This is a genomic window from Dokdonia sinensis (assembly GCF_003688895.1).
Classification (GTDB): Bacteria; Bacteroidota; Bacteroidia; order Flavobacteriales; family Flavobacteriaceae; genus Dokdonia; species Dokdonia sinensis.
The window spans coordinates 105,849-125,997 of sequence record NZ_REFV01000007.1; the positions used below are offsets into that span (position 1 = coordinate 105,849).

A 20,149-nucleotide genomic window follows, 5' to 3' on the forward strand; every position below is an offset into this window, starting at 1 on the left:
TATCCGACGAGCGAGGCACGAACGAGAGGAATACGATTTTATAAAAAAACTATGGAAAAAGAATTTACAATAAGAGAACTGGATAGAATCATAGAAATGGCGTGGGAAGACCGCACGACTTTTGATGCAATTGAATACCAATTTGGTATTCCAGAAAAGGAAGTCATTGAGATTATGCGTCGCGAGATGAAGCCCAGCAGTTTTAGAATGTGGCGCGCACGTGTGCAGGGACGTAGAACAAAGCACGAAGCAAAACGGAATTTTGGTATAGACGACGCCCGATTTAAGTGTAGTCGCCAAAAACAGATCACGCATAATAAGATTAGTAAGCGGTAGTTGAAGACTGTAGTTTAATAAAAATAGGATTTCCACCTTCGTGGAAATGACAATTATGACAATTAAGAAAAGACCAGATCAAGTCGTTTATAATGAGAAAAAGGAGCGCTATGATGCTTCCCTAACACCATACGCCACGAACATAGGCGCCCCAGCCATCGTGACTGATGATGTAACGACTTGGAAAAACTCAAATATAAATAAGGTTAACCATCAGTTTAAAACCGAATTTGAAGACTTAAAAGCTAAGTATGAGGCAATGATGGAGCAGTTTGAGTACAACAACTTGATATACTCAGCTAAGTTTTCATTTGAGCCTATTGTGGGTGAAATCTATCACCTCTACCGCTCTAAAAATGGAGAGCCATTTCTCTCCCTTATCTCGCCTGAGGAGTGCAATTGGGACTATGTAGATACTTTTAAATTAAATACGGATAAGGTTTGGGGGAAGGTTTCTTGAGGGCTTTTTGTACGCTTTCTTGCCTACCGGCAGCCAGGTGCGAAAGCGTAATAAAATCTATTTTTCAAAGAAACTGATGGAGGAGCCTATCCAGCTATCTTCGGTAGCGTAGGATACGTTTATGAGTTCGCCCTTACTCATTCGGGTGAGGTTGATTACCGGTTTAAAACAGGCTTCCTCTTTGTTCCAAGTATATAGCATACGCAACTCTACTTTTGAATTTTTGGGCGTGTTTGTTTCTATAACGGAGGCGTACTGTACTTTTTTCTGTAAGATGTAATTGTGCTTGTCCTGAATGGCATCTATTGTTTTTTGGTCGGGATGGAGGTTTACACCTTTTCCCGCAAAAGAAAATAAAGGTTTAAGGACATAATCGGTCAGGTCAATATCTGCTGGAAAGTCGTTGAGGTAATAGGATTCTGGTATGTTCTTGTGCTTGAGCATAGGAACAATACACTTAGAAATCATAAAAAACCAATCTGGATGACTTACATATTTTACGTCAAGATCGTCCGTAAGGCTAAAGTTGGCCTTAAAATTTTCGATTCCTTTTAATTCGTCTAGAATAACGCGATTGTATATTCTGTTTATGGGCGTTTTTTTTCCGTCTTTGAGGTAGTATAATTTTCTACCTTCTTTAAGCACTTTAGTCATACAGACCACTTCTATGCCTAAGGCTTTTCTCGTTGCCCAGAAGTCTATTCGGGTTTTTTGCTTCTCAGGAAAAAGTTCAAGTAGGATGACATTCTCTGGCTTTTCATCTCCTAAAATGACTTCCTTGAGCTCTTCAAAATAAGTTTCGTCATTCAGTCCAGAGAAGAAATAGTCAAATCCTTCTTGAGGAATGGTAGGATAGTTTTTCTTAAATGTTTTCCCTAACCACGGCTGATAGAAAAATAGTGTAGGAAAAGCTTGTAGCTCTATAAGTTGAGGTGTGATGCCACCATTTCCATCTTCACACATCCCAAAATCTATCGCGAGAAATTCTGGCTTATCCATCGGTACGGGACAGCGCAATTCCTTAGGAATAAAACGCTCTCTTATTTCGTCAAAATCCAGTTTCCATAACTGTTCAATAATGGAGTCGCAAGCTTCAAAAATAGTATCGCTAAGTGCTTTAGGGATAAAAACAGGCGTTTCTGAAATCCGAAATGCTGTGGGCTCGCCCAAATCTTTTACAGTATCCTCCTTAAGACCTTCGTAGTATTCTTCTTTAAAATTATCGTTAAAGGTCTTCCGGATGCTTGGTATCATTTGGTGACGAGTTGAGTTTTATCTTTGGCTTCTGCAGCAAGTTGCAAAAAACGCGGGATAATGGTTTGGTTGGTTTTCATAATCTTATCATCATCGTACAGATGATCGATCATATCTTGATATTTTTTCTTGCCGTGCTTCTTGATAACAATCGCCTTTTTATCTTCTTTTAAGAAATAGCGTAGCATTCCTTCGGCATCTGCCTCAGGGTGAAATTGTGTTCCAAAAATCTCGTGACTAAAGCGTATAGCCATTACTGCACGTTCCAAAGAAACATTAGGGCGTATTTTTTCGCGACAGAGTACTTTCCCATCTAAGGATTCCAACTTCCATTCTTGGGGGCCTATGACTTGATAATCTCTAGAGTCTACCGCAAAAAATGGGTCTTCCAGACCTTCCAATAATACTTCTCGGGTGCCACTCAAGGTTTTATGAATGGGTAAGATCCCAAAAGATGTAGTCCTTCTTTTAGTCACTTTAGCTAGATCCCAATGCCTACAGGCAAGTTGGAAGGAGTGACAAATCAAAAACAAGTGTTTCTTGCAATGGTGGGTCATATTATAGTGCAAGAAAGTATCAAGAAAATGAAAGAAATGACTCTCCCAAGCTTCTCCAGAGGCTAGCGGTGAGCCTGGTCCTCCAGAAGACAAGAACATATCGTAGTCTTCTATCTCTGGAATTTCTCCTTTTATACGCACTTCAAAAACATCGTAGTTTCCTTTAATGCCCTCTTGCGCGAGAAAGTCACCCGCAAGCATTTTTAAACAGCGCATTCCCTCATTGGGCTCGCCAGCATTCATATCTAATATTGCTATTTTATAGCTCCTTTCCATCTGCATTTCTTTATGCTATTTATATAACGTGCAAAGCTAAGTTATTTAAAGCCCCTTTGCGGTCTGTTGCACTACATAATCGGCAACTTTTCTCAGGTCTCCAGTGTCTTTGTAGACTTGCAACTGTCTGTCTGCTCCCGCGCCTTGTTCTATCATTTGATATACATAGTTCACTTCTTTTCGGCATCCTAGTCCATCGACCACATCGTCTATAAATTCCAACAACTCATTCATAAGTTGGTGGAATGGAACTTCTTCTTCCTTACCAAAATCAATAAGTTTTGCATCAATTCCCCATCGTGCGGCACGCCACTTATTCTCATTGAGGAGTAAACGACGATAGGATTTAAAGGTCTGATTTTTTTGGTGTAATTTATAAATTTTGGCCACAATACATTGCATTAAAGCCGCAATACATGTCACTTCATCTACCGTCATCACCACATCACAGATACGAAATTCTACCGTTGGAAAAAATGGATGTAAACGGATGTCCCACCATATCTTTTTCGTGTTGTCCAGACATCTCGTTTTTACCAGAATTTCTACAAACTTGTCATATTCTTGGATGCTATTAAAGAACGGAGGAATACCTGTACGTGGAAACTTATCAAAAACCTTAGATCTGTAAGACTTAAAACCCGTATCACGACCTTCCCAAAAAGGAGAATTTGTAGATAAGGCATATAAATGTGGCAAGAAATAACGAGCTACGTTCAGAATATCCAGACCTTCTTGTCGGTTAGGAATCGCAACGTGCACGTGCATCCCAAAAATGAGATTTCCTCTTGCGACATCGCCCATTTCATTTACAATTTCATCATATCGAGGCGCATTTGTTATAAGTTGTTCATCCCAAAGAGAGAATGGATGCGTTCCCGAGGCGCCCACTTTAAGACCTTCTTCAGCTGCCAGCGCAATAACTTGTTGTCTTAAATAGGAAACTTCGTCACGTGCCTGATTGATGTTTTCGCACACGTTTGTACCCATCTCTACGATAGACTGGTGCATCTCTTCTTTAATGCGCTCCTGTAAATGTACTTTTCCGCCCTCAATGATTTTTGACATCTGTGACCTCAATTGCAACGTATCACTATCGAGAATCTGAAATTCTTCCTCTATTCCCAGTGTAAACTTGTGCATAAACCTCTTCTTATTAATTTTCTAAAGACGGGTATTTCTTTTTTTTCGCTTAAAGCGAAAACGTAAACCCTATAGGAAAGGTACTTATAATTACCTTTCTGCCTTATATGACATCTGAAACTAAATATTTCAACCGAAAAACTAGGCGCTGTAAACACCTAGCTTCTCTGCTTAATATGTTGTGTTCTATTTTTTAGGTGTAGCCTTCTTTACAGTGGCTTTCTTTGTTGCTGTCTTTTTAGTCGCGACTTTCTTCTCGATGGAGTCTGACTTTGCGGCTGCTTTCGCTTTCACAGTATTAACTTTGATTGCTTTTGGCTTTGCTTTGGCCGGAGCTTTCTTTTTGGCAATTGGCTCTTTTTTGACAGATTTCTTCGCTTCGGCTGCGGTCTTTAATGTCGTTTTGTTTTTGCGTGCAGGTGCCGGGGCGATGGCCTCTTTCACGAAAGTGCCCCAAGAGGTATTGTCATGTCCTGCTTTGTGTGCTTTTGCTTTCTCAATAGCATACTTTGCTACGTGCTCCACTACCCAGTCAAAGTTTTCCTGACCCACAGAATTTACATCTGCATCTGGTGCAGGATTGCAAAAATCTATTGCATACGGCACTCCGTCACGTATCGCAAATTCTACGGTATTAAAATCATACCCTAGCGCTTTATTAAGTCTAAGAGTATAATCTTTAATAGTCTTCATCAGTTTAGTGTGCGCAGCTCCCGTAGTTTTAGGAGTTGTTTCATATCTTAAGTGTGGCTCATTGTCTGGAGCGTAGGGCATAATGTGCACATACTTCTGTCCGATAGAATACACACGGTAGTAATCTTCAAAAATGATTTCTTCCTGGAGCATCATCACGAGTTGCTCTGTCTCTGCAAATTTTTCCCAAAGATCTTCAGGGCTTTTTACTTTGTACACATTTTTCCAGCCACCACCATCGTGAGGCTTCATAAACGCTGGAAAACCTATATGCTCAAACATATAGTCCCAGTCCAGTGGTGCTTCGAGATTTCTAAAAGAAGTTGCCGTCGTGTTGTCTGGGCGCTCTTTAGAAGGGAGTAATACTGTTTTTGGGACAGGAACTCCTAACTTGAGTGCAAGCGCGTTATTAAAAAACTTCTCATCTGCACTCCACCAGAATGGGTTGTTAATGATCGCCGTACCTTGTAATGCAGCGTTTTTTAAATATGCTCTGTAAAAAGGAACCTCTTGAGAAATACGGTCAAAAATGACGCTGTATCCATAGTCGATGCCCTGTTGTAACTTATCTATTTTTACCGGCTCTGCGATGATTTTACCTGCTCCCAGTTCATTTACTTTATCTATAAATGCCCAAGGGAATGTATCTTCCATCCCAAATAATATACCTACTTTCTTTATCATAATATTGTGTGTTTTGTTGTGGTTGTGTTAGTTAAAATATGTGCCTACGTACTCTGGAAAAACCATTCTCCAGAGCGGCCAGTCGTGAGAAATCCATTGTTTCTCGTCATACCAGTGATCAATGCCCTTTGCATTGAGAATGGCAGACATTTCTTTATTGCGTCCCAGACAAATGTCCCAATCTGAAGTGCTCAAAACGATGTGCATATGTTTATATTTCCAGGTCTCTTCGCCGGGCATAAACTCGTTAGGACAGTTAAAGTAAATGCGCATATCGTCAGATAGTGGCGTCATCGTCCTGATATTAAAGGTGGCACTCATTGCAAAAAGGTGTGAAACAAGATCTGGAAACCTAAATGCTGTATTTGCCGCGTGATATCCGCCAAAGCTAACTCCAGCCACCGCAACGCGATGGGTGTTGCACTCTTTTTGAAGGAAAGGAATAAACTCCGTTGCTATAAACTGCATATACAGGTCATAGTTGTGAATTTTTACATCTGTAGGAAGATGCTCATCGTAAAAACTTAGATTATCAATGGTTTCTACATTGTAAAGCTTTATTTTCCCAGCATCTACAAATTTCATTACGGACTCATTGAGTAAAAAGTCTCTATTCTGAGTATATTCTCCACCAGAAGAAGGGAACATAAGTACGGGATAGCCCCAGCTTCCTGTAACTTCTACCTTGATGTTTTTACTCAAATTATTTGAGTAATATTCAAAATGATTGGTTTCTGCCATAAGCGGCAAATATACAGCGTATTAACATTTCTCTTTGTAGGATTAAGAACGATTTAATATTTGGCAAAAAGCAATTTATTTTTCTGTATTGATTTGGTAACTTGCGCGCCTACTTATGAATGCTCAGAAAATGATTACTGCAAAGGAAAAGCTATTCTCAAAACATCTCAATCGCGAGGTCACCTACCGCTGGGCCGCTCCCGCCGATTACAAGACATCTGGACTGCAATATCCCCTTCTATTAATGAATGATGGGCAGGATTACGAGAAGATGAAACTAGCGGCTACGCTGGAAAAATCCTTTACTTCAGAACATACGGCGCCATTTATTTATATGGGTCTGGAGACTAATGAAAATAGGATGCAGGAGTATGGTCTAGCACATTCGGCAGATTTTAAAGGTCGTGGGTCTAGGGCAAAGCAGTACACAGCTTTTGTACTCGAAGAGTTTTTGCCTTCTGTAAAAAGAAATTTTCCGCTTTCGCGAAAGCATACCGACTATGTTTATTGTGGGATGTCATTAGGTGGTCTTTCTGCTTTTGATATCGTGTATAATAATGCGCACTATTTTGGAAAAGTTGGCGTCTTTAGCGGAAGTTTCTGGTGGCGCAACAAGGCGTATGTGAAAAACGATATGCACGACAGAAGCCGTATGGTTTTAGACTTGGTCAAAAATAATGTAGCTCCCGCACATCTTAAGTTTTGGTTCCAGTGTGGCACTTTAGACGAAAAAGCAGACCGCAATAATAACGGAATCATAGATGCCATAGACGATACCCAGGACCTCATAAAGGAATTACGTAAAAAGCGATATATGTACCCCCGTGATATTGTATATGTAGAGGTGCCCGGAGGCAAGCACGATCTTCCTACGTGGGGAAAGATTTTTCCAGAATTCATCAGTTGGGCATTTGGAAAGGCAACCACAGCTGAAACTAATGTAAAGTTGAAAAGAAAGGGTGGGGTTTTTACGAGTGGTTTGGAGTAGTCATTTAAGGCAGTTTATAACTACAATTTTACTTTAAAAATAATTTTAGGTTTATCAGGACAGTATTCTATTGTTCTATCTAAAAATGAGCGAAGTTTCCTACCTTTTACATACCTTTGTTTGTTGTAAATTATTGATTATGAAGAAGTTTTACTTTATCGTTGTTTTCTTGTTTTCTGCTTATCTAACTGCTCAAAATCCAGCAGAAAATTTAATTCCTACTAGTGCTGTAACGCATACCGCCACTGCAGACGGAGACTGGTCAGACCCTGCAATCTGGTCGCCATCTTCTGTACCTGGAGAAGGAGCTATTGTTCATATTCCGCAGGGAACTTCTGTAGCCTATACTTCTGAAACTTCGCCACATATTTTCGGGATTCGTGTAGATGGAAATTTTACAGTTAGTCAGACCGATGCCGCAAAGATAACACGATTAGAATTTGATACATTTTATGGTAGTCCAAGTTCGGTCGTCCAGTTTCTAGCAAGTGGTTCTACAGACGGATCTATTGAGATTACCATTAACCCCTTTGATATCCTTAATCACGAAAGCACAGTAACGACGGGCGATAATGCTTGGAGCCCCTCGGCGCGAGGGCATTACAATGATGGACTGGACGTTAATCAAATTGATCGAGAAGTAGTTTTACCTAGGCGCTTTAATACATTTGACGATGCAGTTGCTGCTTATGCTGGGCAATCTCCTTTTAGTGAAACATCTACCACTTACAATGATGGAATAGGAGTCACAGGAAGATATGAGTGGGATCCTATGCAAATGTCTATTGGGATGATCATCAGAGGAGAATTTGAAGTCATAGGTCAAGAGAAAACAACTTATGTGCAGCTAGCGCAAGACGCTTTACGTCGTCAAAACAGAGTAGTACTCGCAGAAGCTCCTATGGGTTGGAACGTTGGGGACGAAATTCTCATTACAAAAAGTGGAAAACTTGATGCTACTCAAAATGGAACAGAGACATTTATTCTAGATAGTTATGACACTCCTACCACCTTAGTTGCTACAGATGATCTCGATAGAAATCACGAAGGAACTCCCGATGCCGATTTTACATTACATTGTTATGTGGGTAATCTTTCCAGAAATATTGTTTTCCAATCTGGCTCTACTCTAAACATTCATCACAGGGGTCATCTTATGATTATGCAGGCAGATGAAAATGTTCAGATAAAAAATGCCCGTTTTAAGGATATGGGTCGTACGGATAAGTCGCGGTGGCTAGATGATTCCATATTTAATGAGTGGGTTGAAACAGATATCTTAAAGTCTAAATATTCTCCACTAGGACAAAGTATAGCCAACTCTTATAGGCCTAATCCAGAGGATATTACGAATCCTCGAGGGCGTTACTCCATTCACTTACATAAAAATGGTTCTACTCCAGATGATAATTTAATACAAGTTACCGGCAATGTGGTTTGGGGTAACCCTGGTTGGGGTATTACACATCACGATGCTTATGCAAATGTCTCAGATAATGTTGTATACGATGTAACCGGAGCAGGAATTGTATCTGAAACTGGGAGTGAAACAGGATTTTGGGATAATAACCTTGTTGTAGATATAAAGAGACGACCTGGCTCAGGCCCTGCCACTGACCCTTACATAGGTTCTTTGTTTTTTAATGATTATTTATTTAGTGGAGCAGGATTAGCAATGAAAGGGAGAGCAGTAATCTGTAATGACAATGTCATTGCAGACGTTGTGCGAGGCATCTCTATTATGAATATGAACCCTAACGTTGGGAGTATAGATCGTGTGGATCCAATACAACTAGCTACGGTAAGACCAAATTTTCTGATTGATCAATTTCCTTTGAGCCAGAATGGTTATAGTAAAGAAGGAGACGGGGTAATGCCCGTAGAAGTAGCGCTTGTAATGAACAGAACAACTGTCATATCCTCTACTCTAGGATTTCGGTCTATAGAACGGGAGATGGGATTAAATCATGAGTCGAGATCTGTATTTGATGGTCTTATACTTTGGGGAACTAAACAAGGCATTACAAATACTTATCAAGCGGACTATACCTTTCACGATGTTTTTATTTCTGGAGATAAGTCTAATAGCGGTTCCCCCACAGAAGGGCTATATATGTGGAAACACTCACACAATCACGTATATGACAATATTAAGTTCAGAGATTTAGATAATGCAATGGTACCCTCAAAATTGGTTTTGAGTGGAAATGGAGAGTATAAGACTAGAAATAACGGATTTACTCCGTGGATATTCATTGATTTGAAAGTCCAAAACGTTGCCAAATTTTATGAAATTGTAGATGAAGATAATAATGTGAACGCTCTCTATCCAGAACACGCAGATAATCCAATATTCTTCACCTCTCAAGATGTGATGATGGATCGAGAGACTACTTTTACCCTGCTTGATGAGGCAAGTACAGGATTACCGTATTATGAAATTCCCGGAGATTTACAATTTCCTTTTGCTGCAATAGATTACACAGAAGCTGATCCTGAAATAGCATTTGGGTTTGCTGTGGATGGTGTTATTACAGATAAATTGGGTACATATAAGTTTGGTACAGAACAGGCGGCTGCTCAAGGATCATTGCGTAATGGTTACCCAGAGCGATTATATCAATTTGCCTCTGAAGCTAAGTTTATAGAATACGTAACAGAAAATGGGGTTTATGAGAACCCTAATGATGGATCTCTGTATTTTATAATAAATGAAATTGTTCCCGACAGACTAACGTCTGTTTATAAGTCATTCCCCATAAGAATTAAAATTATGAATGCTCCCAGTTCAGGAGTTTTTGCAAATCCTCAAACAGAGGCTGGTTTTGGTTGTGAAGCCGAAGATCAGCTTATCAGTAGAAAGGCTGTTGCCACTCAAAGTAGCACGCAGTCTGGTGTCGTAGTTTCATTTAATGGTGAAGACTTGCCTGTAGATCCTAATCCTTTTAAAGCAATAGATGGAAATAATAATGCGAGAGATAATGCCCAGTTCTTACAACGTTTTTCTGAAACAGGGGTTCCAGTAGGTACTTATTCTCTCACAGAGTCTGAAAATCAACCTTGGTATGATTTGGATTTTGGGGAAGAAGCAGAAATCACCTACATAGATATATGGAATACTGTAACCCTCAACGGGCAGGATATCGCACCAACCAATAATGACCTTACGGATTTTCATATTCTACTAGATGACGAATCTTTTGCAGGAAAAGATTTGACGCAGGCGTTGGCAGATGCTAACTGGTCTTATCATCAAACTACTCCCGTAGGTAGAAAATTATCTCTGGATACTGAGGTGGCTGGAACAAAAGCACGATATATGCGTATTCAGAAGGTAGGAGTAAATACGCAATTAAAACTCGCAGAGGTCGAAGTTTTGGGTAGGATGATTACTGACACAACGGCTCCGATGGTTGTAACTCAAAACATAATCGTACAATTAGACGAAAATGGTGTCGCGAGTATAGTACCTGATGATGTTGATAACGGAAGTCAAGATGCCTGTGGTATTGATGAAAAGTCCTTGGATATTACTTCTTTTGACTGCAGTAATGTAGGTAACAATACGGTAACTCTTACAGTCACAGATGTAAATAGTAATGAGTCTACAGCAACGGCAATCGTAACGGTAGAGGATAATATTATACCAACGGTCACGACTCAAAATATTACGGTGTCTCTAGATGCTTCTGGAACGGCTACAATAACCGCTGACCAAATTGATAATGGGAGCACAGATAATTGTGATATGGATTCTCTTTCCCTTGATATCACAACCTTTGATTGTGATTCCATAGGCGATAATACGGTAACTCTTACAGTAACAGACGTAAATAATAACGAATCTACAGCAACGGCAATCGTAACGGTAGAAGATAATATTATACCAACGGTCACGACTCAAAATATTACGGTGTCTCTAGATGCTTCTGGAGCGGCTACAATAACCGCTGACCAAATTGATAATGGGAGCACAGATAATTGTGATATAGATTCACTTTCCCTTGATATCACAACCTTTGATTGTAATTCGATAGGCGATAATACGGTAACTCTTACAGTCACAGACGTAAATAGTAATGAGTCTACAGCAACGGCAATCGTAACGGTAGAAGATAATATTATACCAACGGTCACGACTCAAAACATTACGGTGTCTCTAGATGCTTCTGGAACGGCTACAATAACCGCTGACCAAATTGATAATGGGAGTACAGATAATTGTGATATAGATTCGCTTTCGCTTGATATCACGACCTTTGATTGTGATTCCATAGGCGATAATACGGTAACTCTTACAGTCACAGACGTAAATAGTAATGAGTCTACAGCAACGGCAATCGTAACCGTAGAAGACACAATAGCTCCGGAAATAGACTGTCTCGACGACCAGAGTATTGTAATAGACGAAGCCGCCTATGAACTACCCGACTATTGGACGAGCGGTCAAGTGACAGCGATAGATAATTGCACCACACCTGTGGTCATAACTTCACAAAGTCCTGCTCCTGGAACAGCTCTAAATCAAGGTATATATACTATTACCCTAACAGCAGAAGATGATGCAGGACTTATAAGCTCTTGCGCATTTGAACTGGAAGTCGCTTCTACCTTGAGCATTGAAACTTCAGAAAACTTGGATAACAATATTCTCTTAACGCCAAACCCTTCTAATAGATTAGTACGAATTGAGTATAAAGGATCCTCAAACCTTGATCAAATAAGCATGTACGATATTGCTGGAAGATTAATTCGCAATATTTCACTAAAAGAAAATAGTAAGGTCGCGGAAATCGACGTAAGTAACTTAAGCAACGCAGTCTACCTAGTCATCATCAAAACGGTAGATGGCGGTATGGCAGTAAAGCGACTTATAAAAAACTAAAGCGGGATAATATTTTTTCCGCTTTCGCGAAAGCGTACTCAAAAAGAGGTCTTACGCACTAAGGTCTCTTTTTTAATTTTACCGTCTTTTGATGGGTCTTGAAAACAAAGAGGTTTTTCAAAAATTATGAAGATCAGTATGCTATAAATATAAAGTGTGGAACGTTAAGATACAATTGTACTAGAATTGCAGTAGAAATTACATAAAAGCTATTTTAGCGATTTGACTGTAAAACCATACCCCTACAAATAACCCTATTCCTTATTGTTTTAGATTTATCGGAAGTCCAATTCCGAAACCAAATCGTAAGTCATCATCGTTGCCATTGGGACTTAGGCTGAGATCTGTCCGATCAAAAAATGCTTGAAGTACAAGAAGCGGCTTGTCTTTTGTTTTATTTGCAATATTATAAATGATACCTGCCCGTAAAGGTGATAATTCTTTATCGGTAACATCTTTTTTTCTACTAAAGTTGATGTATTCATACCCAATATTTCCAAAAAATCCGATGGGTATATTAAAAGGATAAATATAAGCCTCTATATTGAAGCTATTAGAAGTCCCGTATTCGTAAGTGGCATTACCTGTAAATGCGGTGTTTGTGGCATTCAAAACTATGGGGTTTCCTTCAGCATCATTACCTACGGGACTAGTAAAGTTTAAAGTGCTATTGCTGAAGGTTGAGATATTTGATGCTCTAGCCATTGCCGTCGTAGCTCTGGCAAAGGCGCGTCTTGTTCTAGTCTTACCCCAAGTTATATTGTGACTAAAAAAGATACTCCCACCGTAAATATCTCCCCTTTCATCATTAAACATTTCGTTAAATGTAAGTGTTGAGTCATAAGTGAACCTTTTAAAACTTTCTCTCTGATAAAAAGGGCTAAAACCGTAAAAGGTTAGATGCTCTATAGTCCAAGAAGATGCGGCTTCCTTTAATTCTACGGCTATAATTTTTTGTTCTAGACTCTCTGTAATATACTTGCTTTTATCTGCAAGCTCCTTGCGTATTTTGGATGTGTTATAGGTAGTTTTCCCTTTGTTATCCTTACCCTTTTCATAGGGTATTTCTTTAAAAGGGCGAACTTTTAACCTATTAAAAGCAACGGCTTGCTGAATATTTATATAAGATTCCGACACGGTGCATATAGTTTTGTTTACTTCCTTTTCTTGCGCCACGTCTGTTTCATTTAGACCTTTTGTAGATCTAGGATCTTCCCCATCACTAGTAGCTTTTTTTAATAAGTTGTAAAGATTGTAGTAATCAGAATAAGCAGTTTCTACAAGCTCTTCAATTTGATAATGTATAATTTCTTTTGTGTTTTCATTTGGGGTGTAAAAAGACCAGCCTTTGAGTGTTTTAATATAGTTTACCGTAATTTTTCCCTTTTGCCCACCTTTTTCTTCATCAAAAAAATAAACTCCATTTGTAGATGCAAGATCTGCTTCAAGAGAGATAATACTACCCAGTCCTTTTCTCAAAAGACCATTTAATTTTATAGAACTTCCTTTTTCATTAAGCGTAGCACTCAGGCCTTGCTGAGGAGAATTTTCACCTAATATAAGGTAGCTAAAATCTTTACTTATTTTTTGTGCGTACGCCTTAGAACTTATAAGTCCCGTATCATCAGAAAACTCAATCTCTAGCGCTTGATCTTTGTATGGTCTAGATAGATCAGAAAGATCTTCAGGAATCAAAAAAAAGCTATTCAACTTATCTTTAGAGATTCCTTCTTGATTATAAAATTTGTAAGCAATAATTGCTGAGTCTAGAATTTGAGATATCTCTTTCTCTACATCTATAAGTGAAGCTTGTAAGCGTAGTCGTTGCGATTCTTGAGATATTTTGAGGTTGTTGTACTCTTGGACTTTACTGTTATAATCGTCTTTTTTTATTTTAAAAAGGGCACTTTTAGCCACTAGGTCTATCTGCGCTTGGGTAAGTATATCAGTTTGCCCTATAATTTGATAACTCATAAAGAAAATAAAAATCAGTATTAGAGGTCTCATGAGAAATGGTTTTGGGTGGTTACGTTGTAAACATAAGAAACAATGAGCTGTAATATGTACCCTATATTGGGTACTTTGGATATAATTTTTCTCCTAATCTTTGCCAGATACATTTAATAAATGCCTCAAATAACAATTGCACAGCGATGAGTAAAATAGTTTACTAAAAGTTCACAATAAAAAGGAGTTGTGGATCTCTGACTTTAGAAAAGAATGTTGGAATATTTTAATGCTGGTAGCATCTGCCATTTGCACTTTTTGTCTTTCGCTTACATCTATTCCCAGCTTTATTCTGGCCGCTACACCTTACAGCGATAGTCCTCGTAGTAGATGCTTTTGTAAATGAACTTGTCTTCGATAGATGGTTGTTGTGTGTCTTTTTTGTCACTTTATTGGGTTTACAAACAGCGCAGGCAGTATATCCAAGTTCTATTGCTTTATGAAGGGCTATAGCGGCCTTCGATCTGTTGAGATAATGACACGTCTCGGTATGATATTTTTCTCCGGTTTTTGTTTTGTAAACAGTTTGTGCACGTACACTAGTTGCTAGCGAGACAGAGATTACAAACAATAATAGCTGTAAGGTTTTCATCACAATAGTCTCTTAAAGGTGAAAGCATTTATATGTTACTTCAATAGGAGAAACTTTGCTTAAGATTAATAGAGGGCGACCGTGCACCCTCTAAAAATCAAAATTGGTTCAAAGCCCCTAACAATTGAACCGTAACAAGATTAGTATATTCTTTATTACATCTTTTACGGGTTCCCGTAAAGGATGTGATATACTTGTATCTTCGATTAAAAAATAAGTATAAGTTGTTGTTAGATACATTTTTAATAACTTCAAGCTTAACTGAAATTTAGAATAAATCGCAGAAGCGTAAAATCAAATCAATCCCAAGTCTTTTACAAGCGAGATAAGATGCACTCTATTCTGAGCGCCAAATTGCATTTTTAGCCCGTTAATCCGTTTTTCGATGGAGCTTACACCACTTGGAGTAATGTTTAAGGCTTCTAGCTGAGTACTCATAGATTGATGTGAGTGTCCTAGAGAGAGTAATTTAAGAAGGCGGATGTCATACGTTGTGATCTCGAGGTCTTGAGTAGGGGAGAGTGCCTGCGATATCGCTGGAGAGATAAACCTTTTGTCTATAAAAACATCTTGTACCGCTTTTTGCAGATCGCTTAATCCTGTTCTTCCCTTGCCTACATAAGCATCTACCCGTATCTCATTGTAAAGATGCCGTATGCGTTGAAACCTATCCTCAACAGAATATATAATTACTTTAAGTTCAGGATGCTCTTTTTTTATTGCTGTTGCAAGTGCATCACCAGAAGTAAAGGTCTGTTTACGATAATCTGCCACAAAGGAAAGGTCAGAAATTAAAAGGTCAAAAGGTGCCTTTTTAAGCAGACCTTCCTTAATCTTAAGATATGCCTCATCACAGTATTGTACTTGGACAATATCATTTATACCCAGTTTCTGCAATAACCCAAGTACACCATCATTTATGCTGCCTAGGTCATCTGCTATTAAAACTTTGTTGAACATTTAAATAGTAATAAGTGCTGTGAAACCTTTGTTAGCTTCGGAGTTAAAAGTAATGGTTCCATTAAGAGCCTCAATACGGGTTTCCACATTTTGAAGGCCATTCTTACTTTTGAGCATCCCACCTTCACCATTGTCTTTATACAGAATTGCTATTTTTTTACCAGTTTTTGAAAAATCTATAAGGGCAATCCCTGCCTGACTGTGTTTTTTAGTGTTCGTTATGAGCTCTTGTAATACCCTATAAATTGTCATCTTTTTTAAGTCTGATACTTCATCCCATTGTAGTTGGCCATCATATTTTGTAATAATATTGAGTGTGGGACTTTTGTAACTTAAAAACAAATCGTTGAGCAACTGCCGAAAATCCCCCGCTACATTTATCATATTGTTTTCTCTAGAAATATCTCGAGTTTTATTATAAATTCTGTCTAAATCATCCATTAGATAACCTACCTCCGTTGGGCTTGTCTGTAGCTTAACCATTATCCTATAAATATCGTTAGCCACCTCGTCGTGTACGCGCTTAGAAATTCGAGTTTCGGTGATGTATACTTGCTCTATTTGTTTTTTTCTGTGCCTTATAATGAGAATAATAAGGAGTGAGGTTGCCGCAATAATAATAAGAATTACGATAAACTGATAGGTTCTCGTTTTTGACTTAGCAACAGCACTTTGGAGCAGGGCGCGTTCTTTTTCTTCCTTTTCGATATTAAGATTATACTTTGCGCTAGCGTATTTGTTCTCATTAAGCAACTTTGCAATAGCGATACTATCATTTAGTTTAAGATAGGCTGTTAGATCAGGATCACTATTTAATGATAACTTATTATAGAGCGCATCTTGCCTATACTGTGCAGAATACTTTTCTGCAACTGTTAATCCAGAATCTGCATACATTCTTGAGATTTCTTCTTCTCCAAGGTCTTTATAATATTCTGATAAGTGCTTGTAACTAGAATATAAATAGCTTTGTGCTTTAATTCGTTTTTTAAGACGTAGCGCTATTTTTAAGTTATTAAAACCGTCGGGATTATTGAGTTTTGCCTGAGTAGCTCCCCAATTATCTAAGACAATCGCCTTAGACAGGGTATCTGTCGTAGTTGTTATCCTTTCATAGGCTAATTTGAAATGAGTGTTGGCATTTGCATAATCTTTTTTTTGAGCATAACTGGCACCTATATTATTATACAAGTTAGAGCTGTCTTTTGCATTTTCTGCAAAGGCCAGAGCATCCTTAAAACGTCCAATAGCTTCCTGTCTTTTCTCAAGATTATTGTAGATGATACTTAGGTTTGCATAAGCAGACTTTCTATTAGCCTTTATAGTGGCTGGATCTCCATTATAATTATCCATAGTCTCCAAGGCTTCAACTGCAGAACTCTCTGCATCATAGTAAGCACCTATTCCCATTTGAGAAATTGTTATCATATTTAAAGCATAAACTAAAGCGGTAGTATCTTGTTCCTGCTTGCTCTCTTCTTTAACATTTTTGTAGTAGCGATATCCTTCTATGAGATCTTGCGAAGATTGCGGCTTTGTTACTTTCTTGTAGTAATATCCTTCAGTTTTTTCTTGGCTAAGCAATTTGGTGCTATAGCAAAATATGATAAACAATAAAAAGAGGAATGAATGGGGTCTATTATTCATTCCTCTAAAATAGGTATTTCTAGGTTTTAGATGTTAGTTATTAGGAATAGTGTCTCGAGGCGGTGGAGGGATAGGTATCTCCTCCCCGCAACACGCTTGCGGATTAAATCCTTCGTAAGCCTTTTCTGGTGTACAGGAAAATATTCCTAAAATGAGGAAACTCGTAATGATAATGATATTTAATTTTTGCATTTTGTTTTTCTTTATACTGGACATAGCTGTGGCTATCCAGATTGTTCATATTGTACTGGACGAAGTGAATCGTGCTTAAAAAATGAAGAGGCGCCGTCTTCGGTCTGAGAAGTAAATGAGCTGTAAAATCAGTGCAATACTTCTCTGGAGATAGCATTGATTTATGAGATCATTCCTGAGGCAAATAAAGCACGGAAGAGAAAAAAGAAATGGAAAAGCCGTAGAACTTATATGGAAAAGAGTTTCCATAAAATTTCCATAGGTGAGTAGGTAGGAACTTAGAATTATTGATTATGCATAGGGATATTATTTTATCCGCTTTCGCGAAAGCAAAAACAGAAGAATTCAAAAAAACAAGAATAGAGCCTTCCGTAAATAAGGCTTCAAAATGTATTGAAGCTTATATTGCTGATTATAGTACAATTCCTTTTAGTGCAAGAAGTCTGCGCAATGCTCACAATGATGCATTAGATAAAACCAAAACAGTAAAGATCCTTCAGCCAGATGTGCTAAATGCGTTATGTATGTATCTGGGATTTGAGACTTATGCAGATTATATTCGAGAAAGGGAAGCGCATTCACCCGAGGAAAAAGTACAGCAAGAGGATAACGAGTCTAAACAATCTGTTAAGCACTATAAGTGGATTGCTCTTTTAGCTTTGGTAATGTTGGTCGGGTCAAGTATTTATTTCTTTTCAAATAAGCAACGATGGATGATCTGGCAAGAAAATCAATATGTTGAGGTTCCCTTTGACAGAATAATGCTCAAAGAAGGGAGATTAAAACTTTATAAAGAAGAACGTTTAGATAATTTTAGAAAAGTAGTGCTCACTTGTGATACTACATTTTTTACAAAAGCTGGTAATCCTCGGTTTTGGTACGGAAAGAATAACGATAAAGAGTTAGAGTTCTTTACAGATCTAGCTCAACATCCCGAAACAGGTAAATCATTAAAGCCTATTACCATATATATGATTAAGAAATATTTATGCGCAGAATAAAAAAGTGCCGTCCCAAGTGTTTATAATTTTGAATTTATAGAGAGCGCAAACCATTAGGAGCAGAATATAATATTTAATCGGCTCGATTGATAAATAATAAGAAAAAACAGGACTTGCTAGGCTTTACATATGTAGTAGAAAATATAGAGGAGAAGGTATTGAATCTATTAATAAAGTGTGTGCCCAAATGGATATCTAGAGCGCTTAGATCAGAAAAAAAAGTGACCCATCAAAAGATAGGTCACTCCAAAGACAATTATATAATTCTAATCTCGACGATTTCTTCTCTTCTTTCTCCAAGGTGCATTTTTTTGCCAATCTCCAGCCATAATACAACCGTAGGGCATCACTTCGTCTAGTACAGTTCCTAGCCCAAATGTATCCATTTGCTCACGAACTGCCGTTGCGGGTTTGTACGCAGATGGCAATTCAGAAATATCAATCTCATTAGAAAAGAACCGGGCGTCTATTCCCTTGGTTTCTTTAGCAAAGATTTCTTCATTTGTTAGGTGGTCTAGATTACGCTTGTGTTGTGACCTGCTCATATTACGCCCTGCACCGTGAGGAGCAAAGCCTAGATTTGTTGCTGTCGTAGGTCCTTCTACGATAAGAACGGGCTCAGCCATATTTAATGGTATTAATCGAGGTCCAGTTATATCAGGCATAAACTTAGCATCTAGCGGTGTAGCACCTTTTGCGTGGTAAAAGATATCGCCATCTTTAAAAACAAAATTGTGCTCATTCCAAAATCTATTTTCCTTAACAGCCCTAGCTTTTTCGGCAACTGCATCGTGTAAAAGTTCGTGATTGAGCTTCGTCCATTTTCTAATAGTTTGCAACGCTTCCCAGTAATCTTGACCTTCTTCTGTGTCAAAGGGTATCCACGCATTTTGACGCAAAGTCTCAGGAGAGAGTATCGCTTTAAAACGTGCAGCCGCAGCCATTCCTTTATTGTACAATCTGGCACCCGGGCCACGTGAACCGTGATGCGTGATCATCATGGTATTGCCAGTTTTAGCAGATTTCCCCACAAACAAGAAATGATTTCCATCACCTTGTGTGCCCAAGTGTTCTTGAGCAATGGAGAGGGACTTTTGATCAAATAAAAAGTCGTTTGCCTCAAAGGCTGCTTTTAAATCATCTGGCAGTTTAAATTGCTGTCCTCGAGGGCGACCTCCAGGGCCAAAATGGGTTGTTGCTTGTGCGGCGTCTAAAATTGTTTTAGGATGCGCTTTACCGAAATCCGTAAGCATCACAGAACAACAAATATCTGCACTATGCATTCCTGGGTGTATAGCATTTTTTGTAGCAACTACACCACCTACAGGAATGGTTCCCACAGGGCCGGCAGGACAGGCATCTGGCATAACAGAGCCACCCACTACTGTAGGTGTACGCATTACAGCGTCCATAGTTTCTCTTACCTTAGCAATGTTCTCTTCTTCCAATTCATTATCTGCTGAAATATTGAGATTGTATGCCACAGGTTCCTCAAAAAGCGGTTGTGACGGTGGTAATTTAAATTGCTCTAGGTATGCTTCAATATCTTTCTTAGATAAGTTATTGTTGTTAATATGGACAATGGCAGATCGGTACCACTTCCCAGGAGGGAATCCCATATCTCTTATGTCTTTACCTGTAATGATTGTTGCTGTTTTCATAATTTTGATTTTAATAAGCTCCGCCACTTCCTCTGAGTGACGGAGCACTACTTTTTAAAAAGAAGGTCTCAT

At 38.6% G+C, this 20,149-nt stretch carries 15 protein-coding genes and 1 pseudogene; 5 read left to right on the forward strand and 11 right to left on the reverse strand.

The annotated features are described in order from the left end of the window. The first annotated feature begins 51 nt into the window (after nt 1-51). A complete protein-coding gene (locus EAX61_RS08750; RefSeq protein ID WP_121917398.1) occupies nt 52-336 on the forward strand; it encodes a TIGR03643 family protein in 285 nt (94 codons plus the stop codon). Nucleotides 337-391: 55 nt separating this feature from the next. Further along, entirely contained in the window at nt 392-796 is a 405-nt protein-coding gene (locus tag EAX61_RS08755) for a DUF2452 domain-containing protein (protein WP_121917309.1), read from the forward strand. Nucleotides 797-853: 57 nt separating this feature from the next. Here EAX61_RS08755 and EAX61_RS08760 read toward each other — a convergent pair whose 3' ends face one another. The 5 genes and pseudogenes from EAX61_RS08760 to EAX61_RS08780 form a co-directional block, all read right to left on the reverse strand. Then, entirely contained in the window at nt 854-2,050 is a 1,197-nt protein-coding gene (locus tag EAX61_RS08760) for a hypothetical protein (protein ID WP_121917310.1), read from the reverse strand. Continuing rightward, nucleotides 2,047-2,883, reverse strand: a complete 837-nt coding sequence (locus EAX61_RS08765) for a type 1 glutamine amidotransferase (protein ID WP_121917311.1) — start codon at nt 2,881-2,883, stop codon at nt 2,047-2,049. The genes EAX61_RS08760 and EAX61_RS08765 overlap by 4 nt, the downstream gene beginning before the upstream one ends. A 45-nt stretch (nt 2,884-2,928) precedes the next feature. Then, on the reverse strand, nt 2,929-4,026 hold the full coding sequence (locus EAX61_RS08770) for a carboxylate-amine ligase (RefSeq protein WP_121917312.1): 1,098 nt from the start codon (nt 4,024-4,026) through the stop codon (nt 2,929-2,931). 429 nt (nt 4,027-4,455) lie between these two features. Next, a pseudogene (locus tag EAX61_RS08775) lies at nt 4,456-5,403 on the reverse strand (ATP-grasp domain-containing protein); the annotation flags it as partial. Nucleotides 5,404-5,430: 27 nt separating this feature from the next. Further along, nucleotides 5,431-6,144, reverse strand: a complete 714-nt coding sequence (locus EAX61_RS08780; protein WP_121917314.1) for an alpha/beta hydrolase-fold protein — start codon at nt 6,142-6,144, stop codon at nt 5,431-5,433. A gap of 115 nt (nt 6,145-6,259) precedes the next feature. Between EAX61_RS08780 and EAX61_RS08785 the strand changes: the two genes are divergently transcribed. Together EAX61_RS08785 and EAX61_RS08790 are read left to right on the forward strand one after the other, a co-directional pair. Then, the gene (locus tag EAX61_RS08785) at nt 6,260-7,132 is read left to right on the forward strand and encodes an alpha/beta hydrolase (RefSeq protein WP_121917315.1); all 873 of its coding nucleotides are present in this window, start codon (nt 6,260-6,262) and stop codon (nt 7,130-7,132) included. Nucleotides 7,133-7,271: 139 nt separating this feature from the next. Further along, entirely contained in the window at nt 7,272-12,017 is a 4,746-nt protein-coding gene (locus EAX61_RS08790) for a T9SS type A sorting domain-containing protein (RefSeq protein WP_161555213.1), read from the forward strand. Nucleotides 12,018-12,278: 261 nt separating this feature from the next. Here the strand turns inward: EAX61_RS08790 and EAX61_RS08795 are convergent, their stop codons facing one another. From EAX61_RS08795 to EAX61_RS16465, 5 genes are all read right to left on the reverse strand, one after another. After that, on the reverse strand, nt 12,279-14,024 hold the full coding sequence (locus EAX61_RS08795; protein ID WP_121917317.1) for a hypothetical protein: 1,746 nt from the start codon (nt 14,022-14,024) through the stop codon (nt 12,279-12,281). Nucleotides 14,025-14,250: 226 nt separating this feature from the next. Next, nucleotides 14,251-14,616, reverse strand: a complete 366-nt coding sequence (locus EAX61_RS16545) for a hypothetical protein (RefSeq protein WP_201739437.1) — start codon at nt 14,614-14,616, stop codon at nt 14,251-14,253. Nucleotides 14,617-14,910: 294 nt separating this feature from the next. Further along, complete coding sequence (locus tag EAX61_RS08805; protein ID WP_121917318.1) at nt 14,911-15,576, reverse strand: response regulator transcription factor; 666 nt, start codon at nt 15,574-15,576, stop codon at nt 14,911-14,913. After that, nucleotides 15,577-17,160 (reverse strand): tetratricopeptide repeat-containing sensor histidine kinase, encoded by a 1,584-nt coding sequence (locus tag EAX61_RS08810; protein WP_147448354.1) that lies wholly within the window; start codon nt 17,158-17,160, stop codon nt 15,577-15,579. Nucleotides 17,161-17,256: 96 nt separating this feature from the next. Next, nucleotides 17,257-17,415: a hypothetical protein gene (locus EAX61_RS16465; RefSeq protein ID WP_161555214.1), complete on the reverse strand. Its 159-nt coding sequence runs from the start codon at nt 17,413-17,415 to the stop codon at nt 17,257-17,259. Between the two features lie 293 nt (nt 17,416-17,708). Here EAX61_RS16465 and EAX61_RS08820 point away from each other — a divergent pair, with 293 nt between their 5' ends. Next, a complete protein-coding gene (locus EAX61_RS08820; RefSeq protein ID WP_121917321.1) occupies nt 17,709-18,416 on the forward strand; it encodes a hypothetical protein in 708 nt (235 codons plus the stop codon). 266 nt (nt 18,417-18,682) lie between these two features. On the opposite strand, the gene EAX61_RS08825 is transcribed toward EAX61_RS08820, so the two are convergent. After that, a complete protein-coding gene (locus EAX61_RS08825) occupies nt 18,683-20,077 on the reverse strand; it encodes an RtcB family protein (protein ID WP_121917322.1) in 1,395 nt (464 codons plus the stop codon). Nucleotides 20,078-20,149: the final 72 nt, after the last annotated feature.